Source organism: Streptomyces sp. NBC_00224 (assembly GCF_041435195.1).
Classification (GTDB): Bacteria; Actinomycetota; Actinomycetes; order Streptomycetales; family Streptomycetaceae; genus Streptomyces.
Window position 1 is genome coordinate 7,082,801 of record NZ_CP108106.1, and the last position, 23,857, is coordinate 7,106,657.

Annotated in this window: 22 protein-coding genes and 1 pseudogene; 18 read left to right on the forward strand and 5 right to left on the reverse strand. The window is 72.8% G+C overall.

Annotated elements, in window-relative coordinates; translation table 11 throughout:
* Both OG965_RS31580 and OG965_RS31585 read right to left on the reverse strand, forming a co-directional pair.
* Nucleotides 1-642 carry a response regulator gene (locus OG965_RS31580; protein WP_371655449.1) on the reverse strand — a complete coding sequence of 214 codons (642 nt, stop codon included), beginning with the start codon at nucleotides 640-642 and terminating at the stop codon, nucleotides 1-3.
* A complete protein-coding gene (locus OG965_RS31585; protein WP_371655450.1) occupies nucleotides 639-1,808 on the reverse strand; it encodes a sensor histidine kinase in 1,170 nt (389 codons plus the stop codon). Before OG965_RS31585 ends, OG965_RS31580 begins: the two co-directional genes overlap by 4 nt.
* Before the next feature lie 133 nt (nucleotides 1,809-1,941).
* On the opposite strand from OG965_RS31585, the gene OG965_RS31590 reads away from it, so the two are divergent.
* Nucleotides 1,942-2,979 carry an ABC transporter permease gene (locus tag OG965_RS31590; protein ID WP_371655451.1) on the forward strand — a complete coding sequence of 346 codons (1,038 nt, stop codon included), beginning with the start codon at nucleotides 1,942-1,944 and terminating at the stop codon, nucleotides 2,977-2,979.
* Nucleotides 2,976-3,665: an ABC transporter ATP-binding protein gene (locus OG965_RS31595; protein ID WP_371655452.1), complete on the forward strand. Its 690-nt coding sequence runs from the start codon at nucleotides 2,976-2,978 to the stop codon at nucleotides 3,663-3,665. Before OG965_RS31590 ends, OG965_RS31595 begins: the two co-directional genes overlap by 4 nt.
* 118 nt (nucleotides 3,666-3,783) lie before the next feature.
* Here OG965_RS31595 and OG965_RS31600 read toward each other — a convergent pair whose 3' ends face one another.
* A complete protein-coding gene (locus tag OG965_RS31600; protein WP_371655453.1) occupies nucleotides 3,784-4,584 on the reverse strand; it encodes an IclR family transcriptional regulator in 801 nt (266 codons plus the stop codon).
* Between the two features lie 343 nt (nucleotides 4,585-4,927).
* Between OG965_RS31600 and allB the strand changes: the two genes are divergently transcribed.
* The 5 genes and pseudogenes from allB to OG965_RS31625 all read left to right on the forward strand — a co-directional run bounded on the left by allB (nucleotide 4,928) and on the right by OG965_RS31625 (nucleotide 10,885).
* On the forward strand, nucleotides 4,928-6,265 hold the full coding sequence (gene allB / locus OG965_RS31605) for an allantoinase AllB (protein WP_371655454.1): 1,338 nt from the start codon (nucleotides 4,928-4,930) through the stop codon (nucleotides 6,263-6,265).
* A gap of 13 nt (nucleotides 6,266-6,278) precedes the next feature.
* Nucleotides 6,279-7,400 carry an allantoicase gene (gene alc, locus OG965_RS31610; protein ID WP_371657112.1) on the forward strand — a complete coding sequence of 374 codons (1,122 nt, stop codon included), beginning with the start codon at nucleotides 6,279-6,281 and terminating at the stop codon, nucleotides 7,398-7,400.
* Nucleotides 7,401-7,763: 363 nt separating this feature from the next.
* Complete coding sequence (locus OG965_RS31615) at nucleotides 7,764-8,996, forward strand: sensor histidine kinase (RefSeq protein WP_371655455.1); 1,233 nt, start codon at nucleotides 7,764-7,766, stop codon at nucleotides 8,994-8,996.
* A pseudogene (locus OG965_RS31620) lies at nucleotides 8,993-9,672 on the forward strand (response regulator). Before OG965_RS31615 ends, OG965_RS31620 begins: the two are co-directional and overlap by 4 nt.
* 28 nt (nucleotides 9,673-9,700) lie before the next feature.
* Entirely contained in the window at nucleotides 9,701-10,885 is a 1,185-nt protein-coding gene (locus OG965_RS31625) for a cytochrome P450 (protein WP_371655456.1), read from the forward strand.
* Between the two features lie 7 nt (nucleotides 10,886-10,892).
* Here the strand turns inward: OG965_RS31625 and OG965_RS31630 are convergent, their stop codons facing one another.
* On the reverse strand, nucleotides 10,893-11,627 hold the full coding sequence (locus tag OG965_RS31630; RefSeq protein WP_371655457.1) for a hypothetical protein: 735 nt from the start codon (nucleotides 11,625-11,627) through the stop codon (nucleotides 10,893-10,895).
* Between the two features lie 137 nt (nucleotides 11,628-11,764).
* On the opposite strand from OG965_RS31630, the gene OG965_RS31635 reads away from it, so the two are divergent.
* On the forward strand, nucleotides 11,765-12,976 hold the full coding sequence (locus OG965_RS31635) for a cytochrome P450 (protein ID WP_371655458.1): 1,212 nt from the start codon (nucleotides 11,765-11,767) through the stop codon (nucleotides 12,974-12,976).
* A gap of 17 nt (nucleotides 12,977-12,993) precedes the next feature.
* Here OG965_RS31635 and OG965_RS31640 read toward each other — a convergent pair whose 3' ends face one another.
* Nucleotides 12,994-13,992, reverse strand: a complete 999-nt coding sequence (locus tag OG965_RS31640) for a Gfo/Idh/MocA family oxidoreductase (RefSeq protein ID WP_371655459.1) — start codon at nucleotides 13,990-13,992, stop codon at nucleotides 12,994-12,996.
* Nucleotides 13,993-14,147: 155 nt separating this feature from the next.
* Between OG965_RS31640 and OG965_RS31645 the strand changes: the two genes are divergently transcribed.
* The 10 genes from OG965_RS31645 to OG965_RS31690 all read left to right on the forward strand — a co-directional run bounded on the left by OG965_RS31645 (nucleotide 14,148) and on the right by OG965_RS31690 (nucleotide 23,850).
* A complete protein-coding gene (locus OG965_RS31645) occupies nucleotides 14,148-14,867 on the forward strand; it encodes a GntR family transcriptional regulator (protein WP_371657113.1) in 720 nt (239 codons plus the stop codon).
* Between the two features lie 140 nt (nucleotides 14,868-15,007).
* Nucleotides 15,008-16,021 carry a substrate-binding domain-containing protein gene (locus tag OG965_RS31650; RefSeq protein WP_371655460.1) on the forward strand — a complete coding sequence of 338 codons (1,014 nt, stop codon included), beginning with the start codon at nucleotides 15,008-15,010 and terminating at the stop codon, nucleotides 16,019-16,021.
* A gap of 98 nt (nucleotides 16,022-16,119) precedes the next feature.
* Nucleotides 16,120-17,133, forward strand: coding sequence for a sugar ABC transporter substrate-binding protein (locus tag OG965_RS31655; RefSeq protein ID WP_371655461.1), 1,014 nt, complete (start codon nucleotides 16,120-16,122; stop codon nucleotides 17,131-17,133).
* A complete protein-coding gene (locus OG965_RS31660) occupies nucleotides 17,130-18,179 on the forward strand; it encodes an ABC transporter permease (RefSeq protein ID WP_371655462.1) in 1,050 nt (349 codons plus the stop codon). The genes OG965_RS31655 and OG965_RS31660 overlap by 4 nt, the downstream gene beginning before the upstream one ends.
* The gene (locus OG965_RS31665) at nucleotides 18,176-19,021 is read left to right on the forward strand and encodes an ATP-binding cassette domain-containing protein (protein WP_371655463.1); all 846 of its coding nucleotides are present in this window, start codon (nucleotides 18,176-18,178) and stop codon (nucleotides 19,019-19,021) included. The genes OG965_RS31660 and OG965_RS31665 overlap by 4 nt, the downstream gene beginning before the upstream one ends.
* A 180-nt stretch (nucleotides 19,022-19,201) precedes the next feature.
* On the forward strand, nucleotides 19,202-20,350 hold the full coding sequence (locus tag OG965_RS31670; RefSeq protein WP_371655464.1) for an ROK family glucokinase: 1,149 nt from the start codon (nucleotides 19,202-19,204) through the stop codon (nucleotides 20,348-20,350).
* A complete protein-coding gene (locus tag OG965_RS31675) occupies nucleotides 20,350-20,940 on the forward strand; it encodes a hypothetical protein (protein WP_371655465.1) in 591 nt (196 codons plus the stop codon). Before OG965_RS31670 ends, OG965_RS31675 begins: the two co-directional genes overlap by 1 nt.
* A gap of 78 nt (nucleotides 20,941-21,018) precedes the next feature.
* Nucleotides 21,019-22,350 carry an alpha/beta fold hydrolase gene (locus tag OG965_RS31680; protein ID WP_371655466.1) on the forward strand — a complete coding sequence of 444 codons (1,332 nt, stop codon included), beginning with the start codon at nucleotides 21,019-21,021 and terminating at the stop codon, nucleotides 22,348-22,350.
* A gap of 42 nt (nucleotides 22,351-22,392) precedes the next feature.
* On the forward strand, nucleotides 22,393-23,031 hold the full coding sequence (locus OG965_RS31685; RefSeq protein WP_371655467.1) for an MBL fold metallo-hydrolase: 639 nt from the start codon (nucleotides 22,393-22,395) through the stop codon (nucleotides 23,029-23,031).
* 39 nt (nucleotides 23,032-23,070) lie between these two features.
* On the forward strand, nucleotides 23,071-23,850 hold the full coding sequence (locus OG965_RS31690) for an exodeoxyribonuclease III (protein ID WP_371655468.1): 780 nt from the start codon (nucleotides 23,071-23,073) through the stop codon (nucleotides 23,848-23,850).
* Nucleotides 23,851-23,857: the final 7 nt, after the last annotated feature.

Here is a 23,857-nt window from a genome sequence, read left to right on the forward strand (position 1 = left end):
TCAGCCCGGCTGCCGGATCAGCCGGCGCGCGCCGGCCGCCGCGACCGCCGCCGTGCGCGACTCCACTCCCAACTTGGCGTAGATATGCACGAGATGGGACTTGACGGTCGCCTGGCTGAGGAAGAGCCGCTTGCTGATCTGCAGGTTGGAGAGCCCGTCGCCGACCAGTTGCAGCACCTCCAGCTCCCGGCGGGTGAGCGCCTCGGCCGGGGTGCGCATCCGGTCCATCAGCCGGTGCGCCACCGCCGGGGCCAGCGCCGACTGACCGGCCGCCGCCGTCCGTACGGCCGCTGCCAGCTCCTCCGGCGGCGCGTCCTTCAGCAGATACCCGGCCGCGCCCGCCTCCACGGCCGCCAGGATGTCGGCGTCCGTGTCGTACGTGGTGAGGACGAGCACCCGGGGCGCGCCCGGCCGGGCGGTGATCGCGGCGGTGGCGGCCGAGCCGTGCATCCCGGCGCCGAACTGAAGGTCCATCAGCACCACGTCGAAGCCGCCCGAGGCCGCCAGCTCCACCGCCCGCTCGGCGGTCGCGGCCTCCCCGGCCACCGTGAAGTCCGGCTCGGTGCCGAGGACGGCCCGCAGCCCCGCCCGTACGATCGGGTGGTCGTCGGCGAGCAGCAGCCTGATCGGCGAGGTGGTCACACCGCACCCCGTTCCGGCACCGGCAGCGGCAGGGTGATCGCGACCGCCGTGCCCTGGCCCGGCGCCGACTCGACGCTCAGGGTGCCGCCGAGCGAACGGGCCCGCGACCGCATCGCCGGCAGCCCGAAGCCGCCGGTGCCGGACGGGCGCTCGCGGCCCGGGTCGAAGCCCTTGCCGTCGTCGACGACATCCAGTGCCACCGAGGTGTCCATGAAGCTCAGCGTGATCTCCGCGCGCTGTGCCGCCGCGTGCCGGACCGTGTTGGCGAGCGCCGACTGGGCGATCCGCAGCAGCGCGACCTCGTACGGCGTGGGCAGCTCGACCGGTGTGCCGCTCACCCCGAACTGCACGGCGGGACCGGGCGTCGAGGCGCACAGGCGCTCCAGGGCGCCGGGCAGCGAGGCCCGCTCCAGACCGGGCGGGGTCAGCGCCCGTACGAAACGGCGGGCCTCCGCCAGGTTGTCCTGGGCGGCCGCACGGGCCTGCTCGACATGGGTACGGGCCGGGTCGTCCGGCGCGAGCGCGCGCTCGGCGGCCCGCAGCAGGAGCTGGATGGAGGACAGGCCCTGCGCCAGCGTGTCGTGGATCTCCCGGGCGAGGCGTTCGCGCTCGGCCAGCGTGCCCGCCGCGCGCTCCGCCCCGGCGAGCTCGGCGCGGGTCGACACCAGCTCCTCGATCAGCTCGCGCCGCCGCTCGCTCTCCCGGTACAGCGCGTCGTAGCCGAGGACCGTCGCCACCGCCACGGCCGCGCCGAGCGGCGGCCCGATGAAGGTGCCGGGCGTGACCTGCTCGCCGTGGAGCAGGAAGCTCGCGATGGCCGCGCCCGCCGTCGCCGCCACGGCGGGCAGGCCCCAGCGCTGCGGCAGCAGGTGCAGCTGGAGGAAGTAGAGGGGGAAGGCCACCCACAGGGCGTCCGGCGAGAGGGTGAGCAGCACCAGCCAGACCGCGCAGAGCGCCCCGAGCCAGACGGCGCCCGCGCGGGTGCGGGGCCGCACGGCGGGCGTCAGCACCCCCGCCGCGTACACCGCCGCCATCGCGCCCACCGCCGCCAGGACCACCGCGTCGCCCACCGCCCGTGCCGCGACGAGCGCGAGCAGCCCGGCGAGCAGCGCGTGCAGACACAGGCGCAGCAGCCGGGCGACCGGGGTGTGGGGGCGGGAGTCCATAGGTCTTCCAGCGTAAGCGGGCCCGGCCCCGGCCCGGTCAACCGAAAGTTTGATGTGCGCATCCGTCCTTCGATCCGGTCGATGTGTGCTGTGGCGCGATGTCCCGGCGCCCCTGGGCCGGAAGGCTGGAGCCATGTTCGTCGCATGGAGAGACCTCCGGTTCGCCAAGGGCCGGTTCGCGCTGATGGGCACGGTGGTGGTGCTCATCACCCTGCTCGTCGGCCTGTTGTCCGGGCTGACCGCCGGGCTCGCCCGGGACAACACCTCGGCCGTGGTCGGGCTGCCCGCCGACCGGCTCGCCTTCGCGGCGCCGCCGGGCGGCCGGGCCGTGTCGTTCACGAGCTCGGTCCTTCGCCCGTCCGCCTGGGAGGGGTGGGGCCGGGCGCCCGGGGTGCGCGGCGCCGAACCGATCGCGATCTCCACGGTGAACGCGAAGGCGGGGGAGCGGACGGAGGCGGTGTCGGTGTTCGCCGTCCGCCCCGGCTCGGGTCTGGCTCCGGTACGGGAGGGGGCCGTGGTCCTCTCGCGGGGCGCGGCGGACAAGCTGCGGGCCGGGGCCGGCGACAAGGTCCTCGTCAACGGGCGCGCGCTGACGGTCTCGGCGGTGCGCGGTGAGGACTCGTACAGCCACACCCCGGTCGTCTGGACGGCGCTCGCGCCCGGGGCCCCGGCCACGGTGGTGGCCCTGACCCTCGGCGACGGTGTGGACCTGGCGGCGGCGGACCGGGCCCTGGGCACCACGACCCGCACCCCGGACGGCGCGCTCTCGGCGCTGCCGTCCTACCGCGCCGAGAACGGTTCGCTCCAGCTGATGCGCGGCTTCCTCTTCGTCATCTCGGCGCTGGTCGTGGGCGCGTTCTTCACCGTGTGGACGATCCAGCGCAGCGGGGACATCGCGGTCCTCAAGGCGCTCGGCGCGTCCACGCCCTACCTCCTGAGGGACGCGCTGGGGCAGGCCGTGCTGATGCTGTGCGCGGGGACGGCGACCGGGACGGGGCTGGCGGCGGCGGTCGGCGGGCTCGTCGAGGGCGCAGTGCCGTTCGTCCTCGACGTACGGACCACGCTGATCCCCGCGCTCGTCCTGATCGTCCTCGGCGTGCTCGGCGCCGCCCTGTCCATCCGGCGGATCACCGCCGTCGACCCGCTGACCGCGCTGGGGAGTGCCCGATGACCGCGCCGCTGTTCCTGGACTCCGTGACGCTGACCTACCCGGACGGCGACGGGCGGCTCACCGCGCTCGACGAGGTGTCGCTGGCCGTGCCGCCCGGCACCCTGACGGCGTGCGTCGGGCCGTCCGGTTCGGGCAAGTCCAGCCTGCTCGCGGTGGCGGCGACGCTGATCGCGCCCGACCGGGGCCGGGTGGTGCTCGCCGGGGCCGAGACGGGGGAGCTGAGCGCGGCCGAGCGGGCGGCGCTGCGGCGCGAGCACGTCGGGATCGTCTTCCAGCAGCCGAACCTGCTGCCCTCGCTGACGGCCGCCGAGCAGCTCCAGGTGATGGCGCACCTGGCGGGTCGGCGGCCCGGGGCGGCCCGGGCGCGGGCCCTCGACCTCCTGGACGCGGTCGGTCTCGCCGACCGGGCGGACCGGCGTCCGCACCAGCTGTCCGGGGGGCAGCGGCAGCGGGTGAACATCGCTCGGGCGCTGATGAACTCGCCGTCGGTGCTGCTGGTGGACGAGCCGACCAGTGCGCTCGACCATGCCCGGGGGGCTTCTGTACTGGACCTGTTGGTCCGGCTCACCCGGGAGCGTGGCACGGCGACTGTGCTCGTCACGCACGACGTGGCCCACCTGTCTCGGGTGGACCACGTGGTGGAGATGGCGGACGGGAGGCTCGGTGTGGGGCGCGTGGTCGGCTGACGGTCGGTGGGGGCTGGTCGCGCAGTTCCCCGCGCCCCTAGGAGGTGCGGCGCCCCGTTGCTTTTAAGGGGCGCGGGGAACTGCGCGACCAGCCCCCACCGGCCCGCACCCGAAATGCCTAGCCCTGGCCCGTGTTCGCCAGTGCTGCGGACAGCTCCTCCGCAACCCCCTGCAGGATCGGCACGATCCGATCCGTGGCCGCCTCCGTCACACGGCCCGCCGGGCCCGAGATGGAGATGGCGGCGGCCGTGGGGGAGTTCGGCACCGACACCGCGAGGCAGCGGACTCCTATTTCCTGCTCGTTGTCGTCGATCGCGTACCCCGCGTGCCGCACCTGCTCCAGCGCGTCGAGGAAGCCGTCCGGGGTGGTGATGGTCTTCTCGGTCGCGGCGGGCATGCCGGTGCGGGCGAGCAGCGCCCGGACCTCCTCCGGCGGGGTGTGCGCGAGGAGCGCCTTGCCCACGCCCGTGGAGTGCGGCAGCACCCGTCGGCCCACCTCGGTGAACATCCGCATCGAGTGCTTCGAGGGCACCTGCGCCACGTACACGATCTCGTCCCCGTCGAGCAGCGCCATGTTCGCCGTCTCGCCGGTCTCCTCGACCAGACGGGCCAGATACGGCCGCGCCCAGGTGCCGAGCAGCCGGGACGAGGACTCGCCGAGGCGGATCAGGCGCGGGCCGAGCGCGTACCGCCGGTTGGCCTGCTGGCGTACGTAGCCGCAGGCCACCAGGGTGCGCATCAGACGGTGGATGGTCGGCAGGGGGAGGCCGCTGCTGGCGGAGAGCTCGCTGAGGCCGACCTCGCCCCCGGCGTCGGCCATCCGCTCCAGAAGGTCGAAGGCGCGCTCAAGGGACTGGACGCCACCGCTCGCGGCGGATGGCTTGGAGGCGTCGGTGGTGCTGGCGCTGGACGTCGGCACGGGCGCGGTCCTTTCAGCTGGCAGGCGAGGCAGCAGCCTACCTGTGTGTTCTCCGCCGTACAGTGCGTACGTAGGGCGTCCTTGCCGGTCAGAGTGGGTTTGTCCGTTCCGGTGGGGCACCCCGTGGCGATAGCTACATTCTGGGAAGCGAAATTCTAATTCCATTCTGTGGAAACCTCCAGACCCACGCCGTTGGCCGTCACCCGGACCCGGAGCACCCTTGACGGCTCCCTGATCGGCGTGAAGACTCCTTCAACAGTTCGTTGAATTTTTGCCGGCTGTACTCCGCCGAGGGAACGGTTCCCCCGCGCGGGTGCACCCCACCGCGGAAGTGAGGGCTCGGGTGTCCGACGTCAACCTGGTACTGCGCTCGTCGCGCGTCATCACGCCCGACGGCACCCGCCCGGCCTCCGTCGCCGTCGCCGGCGGCGTGATCGCCGCGGTGCTGCCGTACGACGCCGAGGTGCCCGCCGGGGCGCGCCTGGAGGACTTTGGCGACGACGTGCTGCTGCCGGGCCTCGTCGACTGCCACGTGCACGTGAACGACCCGGGCCGCACCGAGTGGGAGGGCTTCTGGACCGCCACCCGGGCCGCGGCCGCGGGCGGCATCACCACCCTCGTCGACATGCCGCTCAACTCCCTGCCGCCGACCACCACGGTGGCCAACCTCCGCGTCAAGCAGGACGTCGCCCGCTCCAAGGCGCACGTGGACGTCGGCTTCTGGGGCGGCGCGCTGCCGGACAACGTCAAGGACCTGCGGCCGCTCCACGACGCCGGTGTCTTCGGCTTCAAGGCGTTCCTCTCGCCGTCCGGCGTGGCCGAGTTCCCCGAGCTCGCCCAGGACCAGCTGGCCCAGTCGCTCGCCGAGATCGCGGGCTTCGACGGGCTGCTGATCGTGCACGCCGAGGACCCGCACGAGCTGGCGGCCGCGCCGCAGACGCCCGGCCCCAAGTACGCCGACTTCCTGGCCAGCCGCCCGCGCGTCTCGGAGAACACCGCCATCGAGTCCCTGATCGCCGCCGCCAGGCGGGTCGGCGCCCGGGTGCACATCCTGCACCTGTCGTCGTCCGACGCACTGCCGGTGATCGCCGCCGCCAAGCGCGAGGGCGTCCGGCTCACCGTCGAGACCTGCCCGCACTACCTCACCCTCACCGCCGAGGAAGTCCCGGACGGCGCGAGCGAGTTCAAGTGCTGCCCGCCGATCCGCGAGGCCGCCAACCAGGACCTGCTGTGGGCGGCGCTCGCCGACGGCACCATCGACTGCGTCGTCACCGACCACTCGCCGTCCACCGCCGACCTCAAGACGGAGGACTTCGCCACCGCGTGGGGCGGGATCTCCGGCCTCCAGCTGAGCCTCTCGGCCGTCTGGACGGAGGCGCGCAGGCGCGGCCACACCCTGGAGGACGTGGTGCGCTGGATGTCCTCCGCCACCGCGGGCCTGGTCGGCCTGGGGCGCAAGGGCGCCATCGAGGCCGGCCGCGACGCCGACTTCGCCGTGCTCGCCCCCGACGCGACCTTCACCGTCGACCCCGTGGAACTCCAGCACCGCAACCGCGTCACCGCGTACGCGGGCAAGACCCTGCACGGTGTCGTCAAGTCGACCTGGCTGCGCGGCGAGCGCATCCAGGAGAACGGCACCCTCACCGAGCCCACCGGCCGCCTGCTCGAAAGGAACAACTGAAACCGTGAGCGAACTGCATTCCATTCCTCTGGCTTCTTTCACCGGTGACGCCAGCCCCTACGGTGGCGGCGACCCCTACGCGGACTACCGCACGGCCGACTTCCCGTTCACGCGGTACGCGGACCTCGCCGACCGGCGCCTGGGCGCGGGCGTCACCGCCGCCAACGACGAGTTCTTCGCCGAGCGCGAGAACCTCCTCAAGCCCGACGCCGCCGAGTTCGACCCCGAGCACTTCGGCCACAAGGGCAAGATCATGGACGGCTGGGAGACCCGCCGCCGCCGCGGTGTCTCGGCCGCTCAGCCGCACCCCACCGACGACGACCACGACTGGGCCCTGGTACGCCTGGGCGCCCCCGGCGTGGTGCGCGGCATCGTCGTCGACACCGCCCACTTCCGGGGCAACTACCCGCAGGCCGTCTCCGTGGAGGCCACCTCGGTGGCGGGCTCCCCGTCGCCCGAGGACCTGCTCGCCGACGACGTGAAGTGGGTGACCCTGGTACCCCGTACGGCGGTCGGCGGCCACGCGGCCAACGGGTTCGCCGTCGACGTCGAGCAGCGCTTCACGCACCTGCGCGTCAACCAGCACCCCGACGGCGGCATCGCCCGGCTGCGCGTGTACGGCGAGGTCGCCCCGGACCCGGAGTGGCTCGCCGTCCTCGGCACCTTCGACCTCGCGGCGCTGGAGAACGGCGGGCAGGTCGAGGACGCCTCCGACCGCTTCTACTCGCCCGCCACCAACACCATCCAGCCGGGCCGCTCACGCAAGATGGACGACGGCTGGGAGACCCGCCGCCGCCGCGACAAGGGCAACGACTGGATCCGCTACCAGCTGGCCGCCCAGTCCGAGATCCGCGCGGTCGAGATCGACACCGCCTACCTCAAGGGCAACTCGGCGGGCTGGGCGGCGCTCTCGGTGCGCGACGGCGAGGCGGGCGAGTGGCGCGAGATCCTGCCCCGCACCCGTCTGCAGCCCGACACCAACCACCGGTTCGTGCTGGACGCCCCCGCGGTCGCCACGCACGTGCGCGTCGACATCTTCCCCGACGGCGGCATCTCCCGCCTGCGTCTGTTCGGCTCGCTGACGAGCGACGGCGCGGCGCGGCTGAACGCCCGCCACCAGGAGCTGGGCGGCTGACGACACCCGCCCCTGCGCGGGGAGCTCCGCTGGAAGTGCGGTGATTCGTCTGCGGACCGTGCTGGGTTGCTCGCGCAGTTCCCCGCGCCCCTGGAAGCGCCCCTCCGGGGCGCCCAAGGGGATTGCCGCGCAGCGGCATTTTTAGGGGCGCGGGGCTGTGACATTTGCGGCTCCGCCGCGCGGGCGCGACCAGCCCACCACCGGTCCGCAGACGAATCACCGCACTTCCAACCGCACTTCCAGCGGAGCGCCGTCGGCCTTCCGGCTCGTCCGGCGCGGCGAAAGTCTCGACCCGTACGACTTTGGTAGCGCGCCCCGGGCGGAACCCGCCACGCCACCCCTGACCTGCGTAGCTTGGGTGGCATGACACGTGCTGGTCCCGAATACCGCTGGCTGCTGCCGTCCGCCGTCGTCGCCCCCGAACTGCCGGGCGACCGGTCCGAGGGGAGCCGGCCGCGCCGTACCGTACGGGACTGGATCGTCGACACCTGCGCCTTCGTCGGCGCCGTGGTCATCGGCATGCTCGCCGCCGACGCCATGAGCCAGGCGTCCGACTACTCCGGGCCCCTCCAGGCCGCCGACCAGCTGGTGGGGGCCCTCGCGTGCTGCGCCGTCTGGCTGCGCCGGAGCCGGCCGGTGGGGCTCGCCGCGGCGCTGGTCGTCGTGACCACCGTGGCGCCGGTCGCCGTCGGGGCGCTGCTCGTCGCCCTCTTCAGCCTGGCCGTGCACCGGCCGCTCAAGCCCGCCGTCGCGATCGTCGGCGCCGCCGCCGTGGCCGGCTCGGTGGTGCAGCCGGTGATCCGCCCCGACCCGAGCATGGGCCTGGTGGCCAATGTCGTCACCGGCACGGTGATGGTTCTCCTCGTCATGGGCTGGGGCATGCTCGTACGCGCCCGGCGCCAGCTCGTCGCGGCGTTGCGCGAGCGGGCCGTGCGCGCCGAGGCGGAGGCGGCGCTGCGGGCCGAGAACGCCCAGCGGCTGGCCCGCGAGGCCATCGCCCGCGAGATGCACGACGTGCTGGCCCACCGGCTCACCCTGCTCAGCGTGCACGCGGGCGCCCTGGAGTTCCGCCCGGACGCGCCCCCGGCCGAGGTCGCCCGCGCCGCCGGGGTCATCCGCGACAGCGCCCACGAGGCCCTCCAGGACCTGCGCCAGATCATCGGCGTACTGCGCAGCCCCGACGAGGGCGCCGAGGACCGCCCCCAGCCGACGCTCGCCACCCTGGAGGCGCTGGTGGCCGAGTCCCGCGAGGCCGGGATGAAGGTCACCCTGGACAGCCGGATCGGGGATCCCGCCACCGTCCCCGCGGCCACCGGGCGCAACGCCTACCGCATCGCCCAGGAGGCCCTCACCAACGCCCGCAAGCACGCCCCCGGCGCCGAGGTCACGGTGACCGTCAACGGCCGCCCGGGCGACGGGCTCACCGTCGAGGTGCGCAACCCGGCGCCTGTCGGCGACGTACCGGAGGTGCCCGGGTCGGGGCAGGGGCTGATCGGGCTGACCGAGCGCGCCACGCTCGCGGGCGGCCGCCTGGAGCACGGGTGCACGCCCGGTGGCGGGTTCGAGGTCCGCGCCTGGCTACCGTGGCCCTCATGACCATCCGGCTGCTCGTCGTCGACGACGACCCCCTCGTCCGCGCGGGACTCACCTTCATGTTCGGCGGCTCCGACGACCTGGAGATCGTGGGGGAGGCTCCGACGGCTCCCAGGTCGAGGAGCTCACCGACCGGCTGCGCCCGGACGTGGTCCTGATGGACATCCGGATGCCGAACGTCGACGGGCTCACCGCCACCGAGTCCCTGCGCGCCCGCCCCGACGCCCCCGAGGTCCTGGTCCTGACGACGTTCCACGCCGACGAGCAGGTGGTACGGGCGCTGCGTGCGGGGGCCGCCGGATTCGTTCTGAAGGACACGGCGCCCGCCGAGATCGTCGCCGCCGTACGCCGGGTGGCGGCGGGCGAGCCGGTGCTCTCCCCGGCCGTCACCCGCCAGCTGATGCACCAGGTCGCGGGCGTACCGGAGGGATCCGGCGACCGGGCGGCCCGGGCCCGGGCGAAGATCGGCCAACTCGCCGAGCGGGAGCGGGAGGTGGCGGTCGCCGTCGGCCGAGGCCAGTCGAACGCGGAGATCTCCGCCGCGCTCTTCCTCAGCGTGCCCACCGTGAAGACCCATGTCTCGCGCGTGCTGGCCAAGCTGGGCCTCAACAACCGTGTCCAGATCGCGCTGCTGGTCCACGACGCCGGACTTCTCGACGAGGACGGCGACGTACGCTGAATCGAACAACTGGAGGGGGAACAGCGCCATGCCGCTCGTCGATCTGCGCGAACACGAGGACTTCACCGCCAACCCGTATCCGTACTACGCGAAGCTGCGCGCGGAGGGGCCGGTGCACCGCGTCCGCACCCATGAGTCGGACGAGGTCTGGCTGATCGTCGGGCACGACGAGGCGCGGGCCGCGCTCGCCGACCCCCGTTTCTCCAAGGACTGGCGGGCGATCGCCGCGGGGGACTACGAGTTCACCGCGGTCAGCGCCAACATGCTGGACTCGGACGCGCCGCAGCACACCCGGCTGCGCAAGCTGGTGGCGCGCGAGTTCACGCCGCGCCGGATCGAGGCGCTGCGCCCGCGCGTGCAGGAGATCACCGACGGGCTGCTCGACACCATGCTGGCCGCCCCCGGCCGCACGGCCGACCTGGTCGACTCGTTCGCCTTCCCGCTGCCGATCACGGTCATCTGCGAACTCCTCGGTGTGCCGGACCTGGACCGGGAGACCTTCCGCAGACTCTCCAACGAGGCCGTCGCCCCCACCCAGAACGACGGAACGAACACCTCCGCGCTGGAGATGAGCGCCTATCTGGTGGAGCTCATCGAGGACAAGCGCGCCACCGCCCCCGCCGACGACCTGATGAGCGCCCTCATCCGCACCCGGCACGAGGACGGCGACAAACTGTCCCCGGACGAGCTCATCGGCATGGCCTTCCTGCTGCTCGTCGCGGGCCACGAGACCACCGTCAACCTCGTCTCCAACGGGGTACGGGCGCTGCTCGCGCACCCCGAGCAACTGGCCGCGCTGCGCGCCGACTTCGACGGGCTGATCGACGGGGCGATCGAGGAGATGCTGCGCTACGACGGCCCGGTGGAGACGGCCACGTACCGGTTCACGCGCGAGAGCGTCGAGTGCGGCGGCACGGTCATCCCGGCCGGGGCGCCCGTCCTCGTCGCCCTCGCCTCCGCCGGACGCGACCCCGCCCGCCACCCCGACCCGGACCGCTTCGACATCCGCCGCGCCCCGCAGAGCCACCTCGGCTTCGGGCACGGCATCCACTACTGCCTGGGCGCCCCGCTCGCCCGGATGGAGGGCCGCATCGCGGTCCGTACGCTCCTGGAGCGCGCCCCCGGCCTCGAACTCGCCCCGGACCAGGGCCCGTTGGAGTGGCTGCCGGGGATGCTCATCCGCGGAGTGCGTCATCTGCCGGTGCGCTGGTGAGCGGCGCTCACGCCTTGCGGGCGGCCGCCGCCCTGCGGCGGTGCTCGCCGCGCAGCACCAGGCCCGGCCACTCGTCCCCGTACGCGCCGCAGGCGGAGACCGACCACAGCGACCACTGCTGCGGCACCGAGTAGTACGGCACCAGCATCCGCGCGGTGCGCAGCCGCGACACCTTCACCGGGACGAGCGCGGGCAGCACGTCCGGCTGCTGGCCCGCCAGGATCGCCTTGCGGCAGGACGGGCAGGCGGGACGGCGGTCGGCCGCCGCCTCGCGCGGGCCGGTCCGGCGGCGGGCCCGCTGCCGGTGCTGTTTGCGCGCGGGCGGCCCGCCGCTCCCGGCCGCCGTGTGCAGCGGGTTGTAGTAGCAGCGCTCGGGCGGTCTCGGCGCCGACTGCCCCGCGCGGCGGGCGTGCAGTGCGGCGAACCGGACCAGGGCGCGCTCGGCCAGGACCGCGGCGGCGGCCAGGTCCGGCAGGTCGGCCGCCTCGTCCAGGAGCTTGCCCGCGGCCTGGAACGCGTCGAGCACCCACGAGTAGTCGCGCTCGTCCTGGGCGTCCCCGCCGGGCCGCGGCGCGTCCGCATCGCCCCGCCCGACCGGGAGTTCGGCCGCGCGCAGCACGTCACCGACGGCCGTGACCCGGGCCGACACCAGCCGCTCCAGGCGCTCGCGGGCCGTCTCCCACTCGTCGAGGACCCGCTGCTGCTCCTCCTTCGACGGTTCCCACGTCCGCTGTGCGGGCATGGCCGGACGGAGCACCCCCATGAACCACCAACGCCTCAGCACCGAGCCTCCCCTCGCTGCGCCCAGGGTAGAAGCCCCCGAAGCTACTGGAGAGTTAGGGTGAGCAGCTCCGTCACGACGCCGTGAAAGGAACCGCGTTGACCAGCGATGCCATAGAGGACGCCGTCGTCGATCTCGCCGCTCTCGGTGACGGCTTCACCCGCGACCCCTACCCCGTCTACGCCGACCTGCGCGAGCGCGGCCCCGTGCACCGCGTCCGGATGCCCGAGGGCGCCGACGCCTGGCTCGTCGTCGGCTACGAGGCGGGCCGCGCCGCGCTCGCCGACCCGCGCCTGTCCAAGGAGTGGCGCAACGCCGCCCCCGACCTCGGGGTGAAGGCGGTCGCCTCCGGCACCACCATGCTCAGCTCCGACGCCCCCTCCCACACCCGGCTGCGCAAGCTGGTGACCCGGGAGTTCACCCCGCGCCGGGTCGAGCTGCTCGCCCCGCGCGTCCAGGAGATGACCGACGCGCTGCTCGACGCCATGCTGGAGCGGCCGGATCGCAGGGCGGACCTCGTCGAGGCGCTCTCCTTCCCGCTGCCGATCACCGTCATCGGCGAGCTCCTCGGGGTGCCCGCCCTCGACCAGGACAGCTTCCGCGAGTGGTCCAACACCTCGGTCTCCGCGCCCGCCCTCGCGGACCGGATGGCGGCGGCCAAGGCCATGTCGGAGTATCTGACCGCGCTCCTGGAGAGCAAGCGCGAGCAGCCCGGCGACGACCTGATGAGCGCGCTGATCAGCACGGCCGACGAGGACGGCGACCGGCTCTCGGGCCCCGAACTGCTCGGCATGGCCTGGCTGCTTCTGGTCGCGGGCCACGAGACGACCGTCAACCTGATCTCCAACGGCGTTCTCGCACTGCTCGGCCACCCGGAGCAACTGGCCGATCTGCGCGCCGACTTCGACGGGCTGATCGACAACGCGGTGGAGGAGATGCTGCGGTACGACGGCCCGGTGGAGACCCCGACGTACCGCTTCACCACCGAGCCGGTCGACATCGCCGGGACGGTGGTCCCCGGCGGCGGCCGGCTCGTCCTGGTCGCCATGGCCGACGCCAACCGCGACCCGGCCAAGTACGCCGAGCCGTCCCGCTTCGACATCCGGCGCGACGCCCGCGGCCATGTGGCCTTCGGCCACGGCATCCACTACTGCCTGGGCGCGCCGCTGGCCCGCCTGGAGGCGCGGATCGCCATCCGCTCGCTCCTGGAGCGCTGCCCGGACCTGGCGCTCGACATCCATCCGGCGGCGCTGACCTGGCGTTCGGGGATGCTGGTGCGCGGCCCGGAGAGCCTGCCGGTCAGCTGGTGAACGCCACCTCGTGAGCGTCAGCCGGTGAACTCCGCGACGGCGACCGGCCGGCGCTCGTGCCGCGAGCGCTCGCACGCCTCCGCGACGCGCAGCGCGTGCAGCGCCTCCCGGCCGTCGCAGGGGTTCGCCAGCTCGCCCCGTACGACCCGTACAAAGGCGTCGAGCTCGGCCCGGTAGGCGGGGGCGAACCGCTCAAGGAAGCCGGGCCAGGGCTTCGCGGCGGGTGCCGGCGCCCCCGGCTCGGCCGAGGTGAGCGGTGTGCGCTCGCCGAGCCCCACGGCCAGCTGGTCGAGGTCCCCGGCCACTTCCATCCGTACGTCGTACCCGGCCCCGTTGCACCGGGTCGCCGTCGCCGTGGCGAGGGTGCCGTCGTCGAGGGTGAGGAGGGCCGCGGCCGTGGCGACGTCACCGGCCTCGCGGAACATCGCGGGCCCGGCGTCCGAGCCGGTCGCGTACACCTCGATGACCTCACGGCCGGTCACCCACCGCAGACTGTCGAAGTCATGGACCAGACAGTCCCGGTAGAGGCCGCCGGAGAGCGGCAGATACGCGGCGGGCGGCGGCGCCGGGTCCGAGGTGATCGCCCGTACGGTGTGCAGCCGCCCGAGCCCGCCGGCCCGTACGCGCTCGCGGGCCGCCGCGTACCCGGTGTCGAAGCGCCGCATGAACCCGATCTGCAGGACCGTCCCCGCGCTCTCCACCTCGTCGAGGGCCGCCAGCGTCCCGGCCAGGTCGAGGGCGATCGGCTTCTCGCAGAAGACGGGGAGACCGGCGCGGGCCGCGCGGGCGATCAGGCCGGCGTGCGCGGCGGTCGCCGAGGCGATCACCACCGCGTCCGGGCCGGCCGCGAAAAGCTCGTCGACCGTGGCGGCCGTGGCGCCGGTCCGCGCGGCGGCGTGGGCGGCCCGCGCGGGGTCGGCGTCGGCGACGACGAGCTCGGTGACCGAGGGATGGCGGGCCAGCACTTCCGCATGGAAGGAGCCGATACGTCCCGTTCCGATGAGTCCGATACGCATGGCCAAAAGGTGACGGTGCCCGGACGTCCTGTCAAGAGTTTGTCCTGACAATCAGACTTCACGACTTCCCGTCAACATGGCCTGAGCACTACGCTCACCCCGTGTCCAAGCAGCCCAGAACCGCGCCGGATCCCGCCGTGCCGCTCCAGCTCAGCGTGGACCGCACCAGCCCGGTCCCGCTCTACTTCCAGCTGTCCCAGCAGCTGGAGGCGGCCATCGAGCGGGGCACCCTCACGCCCGGCAGCCTCCTCGGCAACGAGATCGACCTCGCGGGCCGCCTCGGCCTGTCCCGCCCCACCGTCCGCCAGGCCATCCAGGCCCTGGTCGACAAGGGCCTCCTGGTGCGCCGCAGGGGCGTCGGCACCCAGGTGGTGCACAGCCAGGTCAAGCGCCCGCTGGAGCTGAGCAGCCTCTACGACGACCTGGAGGCGGCCGGGCAGAAACCCGCCACCAAGGTGCTGCGCAACACCGTGGAACCGGCCACCGCGGAGGTGGCGGCGGCGCTCGGCGTGCCCGAGGGCAGCGACGTCCATCTGGTGGAGCGGCTGCGGTACGCCCACGGCGAGCCGATGGCCGAGCTGCGCAACTACCTGCCGCCCGGGCTGCTCGCGCTCGACACCGCACATCTGGAGGCCACCGGCCTGTACCGGCTGATGCGCGGCGCGGGGATCACGCTGCACAGCGCCCGGCAGTCGGTGGGGGCGCGGGCCGCCACCGCCGCCGAGGCGGAGCTCCTCGCCGAGGCCGAGGGCGCGCCGCTGCTGACCATGCAGCGCACCACGTTCGACGACACCGGGCGGGCCGTGGAGTTCGGCACGCACGTCTACCGGGCGTCGCGGTACGCCTTCGAGTTCCAGCTGCTCGTACGGCCGTGAGCGTGCGGCTCGTACCCCGTGCTCGTACACCGCATTCGTACATCACGTAAGAATGTTCGGACAAAGTATTGACGGGTGCGCGCGCCCGCCGCTAGAACTCACGTGCCGCAACCGGGCGGCCGGGACGGAAGGCGGACCCCATGCGCATACCCCGCACGGCAGCCACGGCGACAGCGGTCGTCGCCGCGCTCGCACTCGCGGTCGCCGGATGCAGCAGCTCGGGCGGCAAGAGCTCGCAGGACAAGGCCGAGGACGGCGCCTCGGGAGGCAAGGGCGTCTCCACGCCCCGGATGAAGATCGCGATGATCACCCATTCGGGCGAGGGCGACACCTTCTGGGACATCGTCCAGAGCGGCGCGAAACAGGCCGCCGCCAAGGACAACGTCAACTTCCTCTATTCGGCCAACAAGGAGGGCCAGCAGCAGTCGCAGCTGGTCCAGGCGGCCATCGACCAGAAGGTCGACGGGATCGTGGTCACGCTGGCCAAGCCGGAGGCGGTCCAGGACGTCGTCAAGAAGGCGGTCGCGGCGGGCATTCCGGTCGTCACCATCAACTCCGGTGCCCAGTACTCCAAACAGCTCGGCGCGATCGGCCACATCGGGCAGGACGAGGGCGTCGCCGGCGAGGCCGTCGGCGAGCAGCTGAACGCGGGCGGCAAGAAGAAGGCCGTCTGTGTGATCCACGAGCAGGGCAACGTATCGCTGGAGGAGCGGTGCGCCGGGGTGAAGAAGACCTTCAAGGGCTCGGTCGAGAACCTGAACGTCGACGGGACCAACACGCCCGCCGCCACGTCCTCCATCGAGGCGAAACTCCAGACCGGCTCCTCGGGAACGGCCATCGACGCGGTGGTCACGCTCGGCGCGCCGATGGCGGCCGCGGCGGTCAAGGCCAAGGCCGGCGCGAAGAGCTCCGCCGAGGTCGACACCTTCGATCTCAACGCGGCCGTGATCAAGCAGTTCAAGGCCAAGGAGATCGGCTTCGCGGTCGACCAGCAGCCCTATCTCCAGGGGTATCTGGCGGTCGACGAGCTGTGGCTCCAGAAGACCAACGGCAATGTCGTCGGCGGCGGCAGGCCGGTCCTCACCGGCCCCGCGATCGTCACCGAGAAGGACGTGCCGGCGCTGGAGAAGTACACCGCTCGCGGTACCCGATGATCCGCCGCCGACCTCACGTGACCCATACTTGGGCGGCCGGGGCAGGTCCGCACCAGTCCCGGACGCACCTGGGAGTACAGCAAGAGGAGCACGGCGTCGTGGCAAGGGTTCGGACAGGGGTACGCGCGATCGGCGCGGTGCTGGCGGCGGTGCTCGGAGCTTCCCTGGTGGGATGCAGCAGCACCGGGGGCAAGCGCGCCGAGGATGCGCGCAAGGCCGCCTCGGCGCAGGGCAAGGCGGCGGTGAACACCCCCCGCTGGAAGATCGCCATGATCACCCACTCGGGCGACGGCGACACCTTCTGGGACATCGTCCAGAGCGGCGCCAAGCAGGCCGCCGTCAAGGACAACATCGACTTCCTGTACTCGCACAGCGACCAGGGCCAGCAGCAGGCGCAGTTCGTGCAGGCGGCCATCGACCAGAAGGTCGACGGCATCGTCGTCACCCTCGCGAAGCCGGACGCGATGAAGGACGTCGTCGCCAAGGCCGCCAAGGCCGGCATCCCGGTGATCACGGTGAACTCGGGCTCCGAGAAGTCCAAGGACTTCGGCGCGCTCACCCACATCGGGCAGGACGAGACCATCGCGGGCGAGGCCGTCGGCGAGGAGCTCAACAAGCGCGGCAGGAAGAAGGCGCTCTGCGTCCTGCACGAGCAGGGCAACGTCGGCCACGAGCAGCGCTGCGCCGGCACCAAGAAGGCCTTCAAGGGCGACCTGCAGAACCTCTACGTCACGGGCACCAACATGCCCGACGTCCAGTCCTCCATCGAGGCCAAGCTCCAGGCGGACAAGTCCATCGACTCCGTGGTCACCCTCGGCGCGCCGTTCGCGGACACCGCCGTCAAGGCCAAGGACTCCGCGGGCAGCTCCGCCGAGGTCGACACCTTCGACCTGAACGCCAAGGTCGCCGCCGAACTCAAGGACGGCACCCTCGGCTTCGCCGTCGACCAGCAGCCCTACCTCCAGGGGTACGAGGCCGTGGACCTGCTCTGGCTCTACAAGTACAACGGCGATGTGCTCGGCGGCGGGCTGCCGGTGCTGACCGGACCCCAGATCATCACCAAGGACGCGGCCGCCGAGCTGGAGGAATACACGAAGCGGGGGACCCGATGACCGCCACCGCACCAGCGCCGGCGTCCACGAAGGACGAGCGGCTGATCCACCGGTCCGTGCTGCGCAAGCTGCTCGGCCGCCCGGAGCTCGGCTCGGTCGTCGGCGCCATCGCCGTCTTCATCTTCTTCTCGATCGTCGCGGACAGCTTCCTCCGCGCCTCCAGCCTCTCGACGGTCCTGTACGCGGCGTCGACCATCGGCATCATGGCGGTGCCGGTGGCGCTGCTGATGATCGGCGGCGAGTTCGACCTGTCGGCCGGTGTGCTGGTGACGACGTCGGCGCTCGTCTCGTCGATGTTCAGCTACCAGATGACGGCGAACGTCTGGGTGGGCGTCGGCGTCTCGCTGCTGACCACGCTCGCCCTCGGCGCCTTCAACGGCTTCATGCTGACCCGTACCAAACTGCCCAGCTTCATCATCACGCTCGGCACCTTCCTCATGCTGACCGGGCTCAACCTCGGCTTCACCAAGCTGATCAGCGGCACGGTCTCCACGAAGTCCATCGCCGACATGGAGGGCTTCGTCTCCGCGAAGAAGGTGTTCGCCTCTCAGCTGACCGTCGGCCCGGTCGACCTCAAGGTCACCATCCTGTGGTGGTTCGGCCTGGTCGCGCTCGCCACCTGGATCCTGCTGCGCACCCGCTTCGGCAACTGGATCTTCGCGGTCGGCGGCGAGGCCGACGCGGCCCGCGCGGTCGGTGTGCCGGTCTACAAGACCAAGATCGGCCTGTACATGGGCGTGGGCTTCGCCGCCTGGATCTCCGGCCAGCACCTGCTCTTCTCGTTCGACGTGGTCCAGTCCGGCGAGGGCGTCGGCAACGAGCTGATCTACATCATCGCGGCCGTCATCGGCGGCTGCCTGATCACCGGCGGCTACGGCTCCGCGATCGGCTCCGCGGTCGGCGCGTTCATCTTCGGCATGACCAGCAAGGGCATCGTCTACGCCGAGTGGAACCCGGACTGGTTCAAGTTCTTCCTGGGAGCGATGCTCCTTCTGGCCACCCTGCTCAACGCATGGGTACGCAAGCGGGCGGAGGCGACGGCATGACGGACGCGACCCTGGCCAAGAGCACCGAGAGCGCCCTCGTGGAGCTCGACGACGTCAGTAAGTACTACGGCAACATCCGCGCCCTCGAAGGCGTCTCCCTTGAGGTCCACGGCGGCGAGATCACCTGTGTGCTCGGTGACAACGGCGCCGGCAAGTCCACCCTCATCAAGATCATCGCGGGGCTGCACCGGCACGACTCCGGCGCCTTCCGCATCGAGGGCGAGGACGTCTCGCTCAGCAACCCCCGCGAGGCGCTCGACCGGGGCATCGCCACCGTCTACCAGGACCTCGCGGTCGTCCCGCTGATGCCGGTGTGGCGCAACTTCTTCCTCGGCTCCGAGCCGACCAAGGGCGCGGGCCCCTTCAAGCGCCTCGACGTCGACCTGATGCGCCGCACCACCCGCGCGGAGCTGCTGCGCATGGGCATCGACCTGCGCGACGTGGACCAGCCCATCGGCACCCTCTCCGGCGGCGAGCGCCAGTGCGTGGCGATCGCCCGCGCCGTCTACTTCGGCGCCAAGGTCCTGGTCCTGGACGAGCCCACGGCGGCGCTCGGCGTCAAGCAGTCCGGCGTCGTGCTCAAGTACGTGGCGGCCGCCCGGGACGCGGGCCTCGGCGTGGTCCTGATCACGCACAACCCGCACCACGCCTACCTGGTCGGCGACCGCTTCGTCCTGCTCAAGCGCGGCACGATGACCGGCAGCCATCTGCGCACCCAGATCACCCTGGACGAGCTCACCCGCCAGATGGCGGGCGGCAGCGAGCTGGAGGAGCTCAGCCACGAGCTCCAGCGGGCCCCCGAGCCGCACCTCGGCGGCCGGCCCGCCGACACCGCCGGGTAACGGCCGGGGCCACGGGGGCGGCAAGGGCACACGAGGTCGGGTCCCGGCCGGGGTGGCAGAATCGGGCACGGCGGGCGCCGTCCGCCGCCGGTCACCCCGGCCCCCGAGACCCCCAGGGACGACACCAGTCGTGCGAGCACTCCAGGACACCCCTCTCCCTCCGCGAAGGGGTGCGGCCCGATGAACACCTACCGAGGCTCCGCCCGGGCCACCGTCCTGCGCACCGTCGGCACCCGCGAGCGCCGCTCGCACCTGACCGCACCCCGTGTCCCCACCGTCGGCATCGACATCGGCGGCACCAAGGTGATGGCGGGCGTCGTCGACGCCGACGGCAACATCCTGGAGAAGATCCGCGCCGAGACGCCGGACAAGTCCAAGAGCCCCAAGGTCGTCGAGGACACCATCACCGAGCTGGTCCTGGACCTCTCGGACCGCCACGACGTGCACGCCGTCGGCATCGGCGCGGCCGGCTGGGTCGACGCCGACCGCAGCACCATCCTCTTCGCCCCGCACCTCGCCTGGCGCAACGAGCCGCTGCGGGACGCCCTGCAGTCCCGGCTCGCCGTCCCGGTCATGGTCGACAACGACGCCAACACGGCCGCCTGGGCCGAATGGCGGTTCGGCGCGGGCCGCGGCGAGGACCACCTCGTCATGATCACGCTCGGCACCGGCATCGGCGGCGCGATCCTGGAGGACGGCCGGGTCAAGCGCGGCAAGTTCGGTGTGGCCGGCGAGTTCGGCCATATGCAGGTCGTGCCCGGCGGCCACCGCTGCCCGTGCGGCAACCGCGGCTGCTGGGAGCAGTACAGCTCGGGCAACGCCCTGGTCCGCGAGGCCCGCGAGCTGGCGCTCGCCGACTCCCCGGTCGCGTACAACATCCTGGAGCGGGTCAAGGGCAACATCCCGGACATCACCGGGCCGCTGATCACCGAGCTCGCCCGCGAGGGCGACGCCATGTGCGTCGAGCTCCTCCAGGACATCGGCCAGTGGCTCGGCGTCGGCATCGCCAACCTGGCGGCCGCCCTCGACCCGTCCTGCTTCGTCGTCGGCGGCGGCGTGAGCGCGGCCGACGACCTGCTGATCGGCCCGGCCAGGGACGCGTTCCGGCGCCATCTGACCGGCCGCGGCTACCGGCCCGAGGCCCGTATCGCCAAGGCGCAGCTGGGACCCGAGGCCGGTATGGTCGGCGCCGCCGATCTGGCCCGCCTCGTCGCCCGCCGCTTCCGCCGCGCCAACCGCCGCCGCGTCGAGCGCTACGAGCGGTACGCCCAGGTCGCCGAGGCCGTACGCAAGTCGAGCTCCGCCCGCACCACTCAGGGATCGCCGTGATGACCCCCGCAGACCGGCCCGCCGTGCCGCGCCAGTCCCCGTCCCCGGACCAGCCCCAGGCCCCGGAGGACCACCGCCACATGATCCGCCGCCGCTGGCTCACCGCGGTCATCATCGTGCTGCTCATCGGGGTCCCGGCCGGGTATCTGGCCATCTCCGCCGGGCAGAGCCGTGACAGCGGCCGCGACAAGGAGAGCGAGGCCTCCGCGACCGGCTTGCAGAATGACTGGCCGTCCAAGACCCAGCGCCGCATCTACGACGTGCCGGTCCCCTCCTCCGCCACGGACGTCAAGTACTACGAGACCAACACCTGGGCGGTCAGCAAGCTGTACGTGCAGTTCCGAACCACCGCGGCCGGTCTCGCCGAGTTCCTGAAGGACTCCGGCACCGGTACGGCGGCGCTGCGGCCCGGTTCGGTGGCGATCGGCGCGTCCGACGCGAAGAAGGTCGGCTGGTCGTTCCCGTCGGGCCACGACTGGGCGGGCACCCGGCACGCCCAGAAGGACCCGCTGCCCACGCAGGACATCACGGTGGACGAGAGCGACCCGGACAACCCGGCCGTCTTCGTGGTCTCCACGGCGACGCCGTAGGGCGGCGGCGCGACCGGAAGGGGGCCTATCGCGACCCCCTGACCGGAGTGCGCCGGTCCGCTCACTAGTCTGGAGCGAGTGAGCGACGTGACTGAGACGCCTGTGACCCAGCAGCCCGAGCCGGCGAAGGCCCCGACCCTGCAGTACCGGATCGACGGCCCCGACGACGCGCCGGTACTGGTGCTCGGCCCCTCGCTCGGCACCACCTGGCACATGTGGGACCGCCAGATACCCGAACTCGCCGGGAGCTGGCGGATCGTCCGGTTCGACCTGCCCGGCCACGGCGGCGCCCCGGCCCACCCGGCGGTCTCGGTCGCCGAGCTCGCCGACCGGCTGGTCGCCACCCTCGACGAGCTGGGCGTACAGCGCTTCGGCTACGCGGGCAGCGCGATCGGCGCGGCCGTCGGCGCGGACCTGGCCCTGCGCCATCCGCAGCGGCTCGCCTCGCTGGCGCTGATCGCCGCCTCGGCCCGGTTCGGCACCGCCGACGAGTTCCGCCAGCGGGGCGTGGTGGTGCGCAGCAACGGCATGGACCCGATCGCCCGCGGCGTGCCCGAGCGTTGGTTCACGCCCGCGTACGCCGCGGCCCAGCCCGCCATCGTGGAGTGGGCCGTCCAGATGGTCCGCACCACCGACCCCGGCTGCTACATCGCCGCCTGCGAGGCGCTGGCCGCCTTCGACATCCGCGCCGACCTGGCCCGTATCGGCGTCCCCACGCTGGTGCTGGCCGGCGCCGAGGACCGGGTGACCGGGCCCGGCGACGCGCGCACCCTGGTCGCCGGGGTGCCCGACGCCCGGCTCGCGGTGGTGCCCGGGGCCGCGCACCTGGCGCCGGTGGAGCAGCCCGCCGCGGTCACCGATCTGCTCGTCCACCACTTCTCGACGGCCTGGCACGAGACGCTCCCGGCGATCCCGGTACCGGCCGCGCCGCCGGTCGCCGCCCTGCCGCAGTCGCCGCAGACCCTGCACGTCCCCGTCCCCATGGCCGCCGAGCCTGCACCGTCCCCGGCGCCCGTGGACGCCGGGCGGCCCGACCCGTACGAGCGGGGCATGAAGCTGCGGCGCGAGGTCCTCGGGGACGCGCGCGTGGACGCCGAGATGGCCGACGCCGACGGCTTCACCGGCGACTTCCAGGAGCTCGCCACCCGCTATGCCTGGGGCGAGGTGTGGGCCCGCGACGGGCTCGACCGGCGCACCCGGGCCGTCGTCGCGCTCGCCGCGCTGGTGGCGGGCGGCCACCTCGACGAGGTCGCGGCCCACACCCGCGCCGCGCTGCGGGCCGGGCTCACCCCCGACGAGATCGGGGAAGTGCTGCTCCAGACGTCCGTGTACTGCGGCCTCCCGGCGGCGAACGCGGCCTTCCGGGCGGCCGCCGTGGTCATCCGCGAGGAGACCACCCCGCAGCCCTGAGCCGTCCGGGCGGTACGGCGTCCGCCGTAGCAGGATGGGGCCATGAGCCTGAAGCTGACCAAGAAGACCCACGCGTGCGTCCGGCTGGAGAAGGACGGCCGGACGCTGGTCATCGACCCCGGCGCCTTCAGCGAGGCGGACGCCGCGCTCGGCGCGGACGCCGTCCTCATCACCCACGAGCACCCGGACCACTTCGCCGAGGACCGGCTGCGGACCGCTCTGGAGGCCAACCCGGCGGCCGAGATCTGGACCCTGCGCAGTGTTGCGGAGAAGATCTCGGCGGCCTTCCCCGGCCGCGTCCACACCGTCGGGCACGGCGACGCCTTCAGCGCGGCCGGGTTCGACGTCCAGGTCCACGGCGAGCTGCACGCGGTGATCCACCCGGACCTGCCGAGGATCACCAACGTCGGCTTTCTGGTGGACGGTTCGCTCTTCCACCCCGGCGACGCGCTCACCGTCCCGGACCACCCGGTGGACACGCTGATGCTGCCGGTGCAGGCGCCGTGGAGCAAGATCTCCGAGGTGATCGAGTACGTACGGGAGGTCGGGCCGCGCCGCGCCATCGACATCCACGACGCGCTCCTGACCGACCTCGCCCGGCCGATCTACGACACCCACCTCGGCAATCTGGGCGGGGCCGACCACGCCCGGCTGAGCCCCGGGGACTCGACGGACCTGTGACGCCGGTGAGTGTCAGACCCCGCCGTTAGGCTGTCGGACATGCGCATCGCGACCTGGAACGTCAACTCGATCACCGCCCGGCTGCCCCGTCTCCTGGCCTGGCTGGAGAGCACCGGCACGGATGTGCTGTGCATCCAGGAGACCAAGACCACCCTGGAGGGCTTCCCCGCCGCCGAGCTCCGCGAACTGGGCTACGAGTCGGCGGTCCACGCGACGGGGAGGTGGAACGGAGTGGCGCTGGTCTCCCGGGTCGGCCTGGACGACGTGGTGCTCGGCCTGCCCGGCGACCCCGGCTTCGAGGACACCCTGGAGCCCCGCGCCGTCTCGGCGACCTGCGGCGGAGTCCGCCTGTGGTCGGTGTACGTGCCGAACGGCCGGGAGGTCGGCCACGGCCACTACGCGTACAAGCTGGCCTGGTTCGAGGCGCTGAAGGCGGCCGTCGCCCAGGACGCGGCGGGGGAGCGGCCGTTCGCGGTGCTCGGTGACTTCAACGTCGCCCCGACCGACGAGGACGTCTTCGACGTGGCGTTCTTCGAGGGCCAGACCCATGTCACCGCGCCCGAGCGGGCCGCGCTCGCCGCGCTGCGCGAGGCGGGCCTGTCGGACGTGGTGCCCCGCCCCCTGAAGTACGACCGGCCGTACACGTACTGGGACTACCGCCAGCTGTCCTTCCCCAAGAACCGGGGCATGCGCATCGACCTGGTGTACGGCAACGGGCCGTTCGCCGAGGCCGTCAAGGACAGTTACGTGGACCGCGAGGAGCGCAAGGGCAAGGGCGCCTCCGACCACGCCCCGGTCGTCGTCGACCTGGAGATCTGAGAATCGC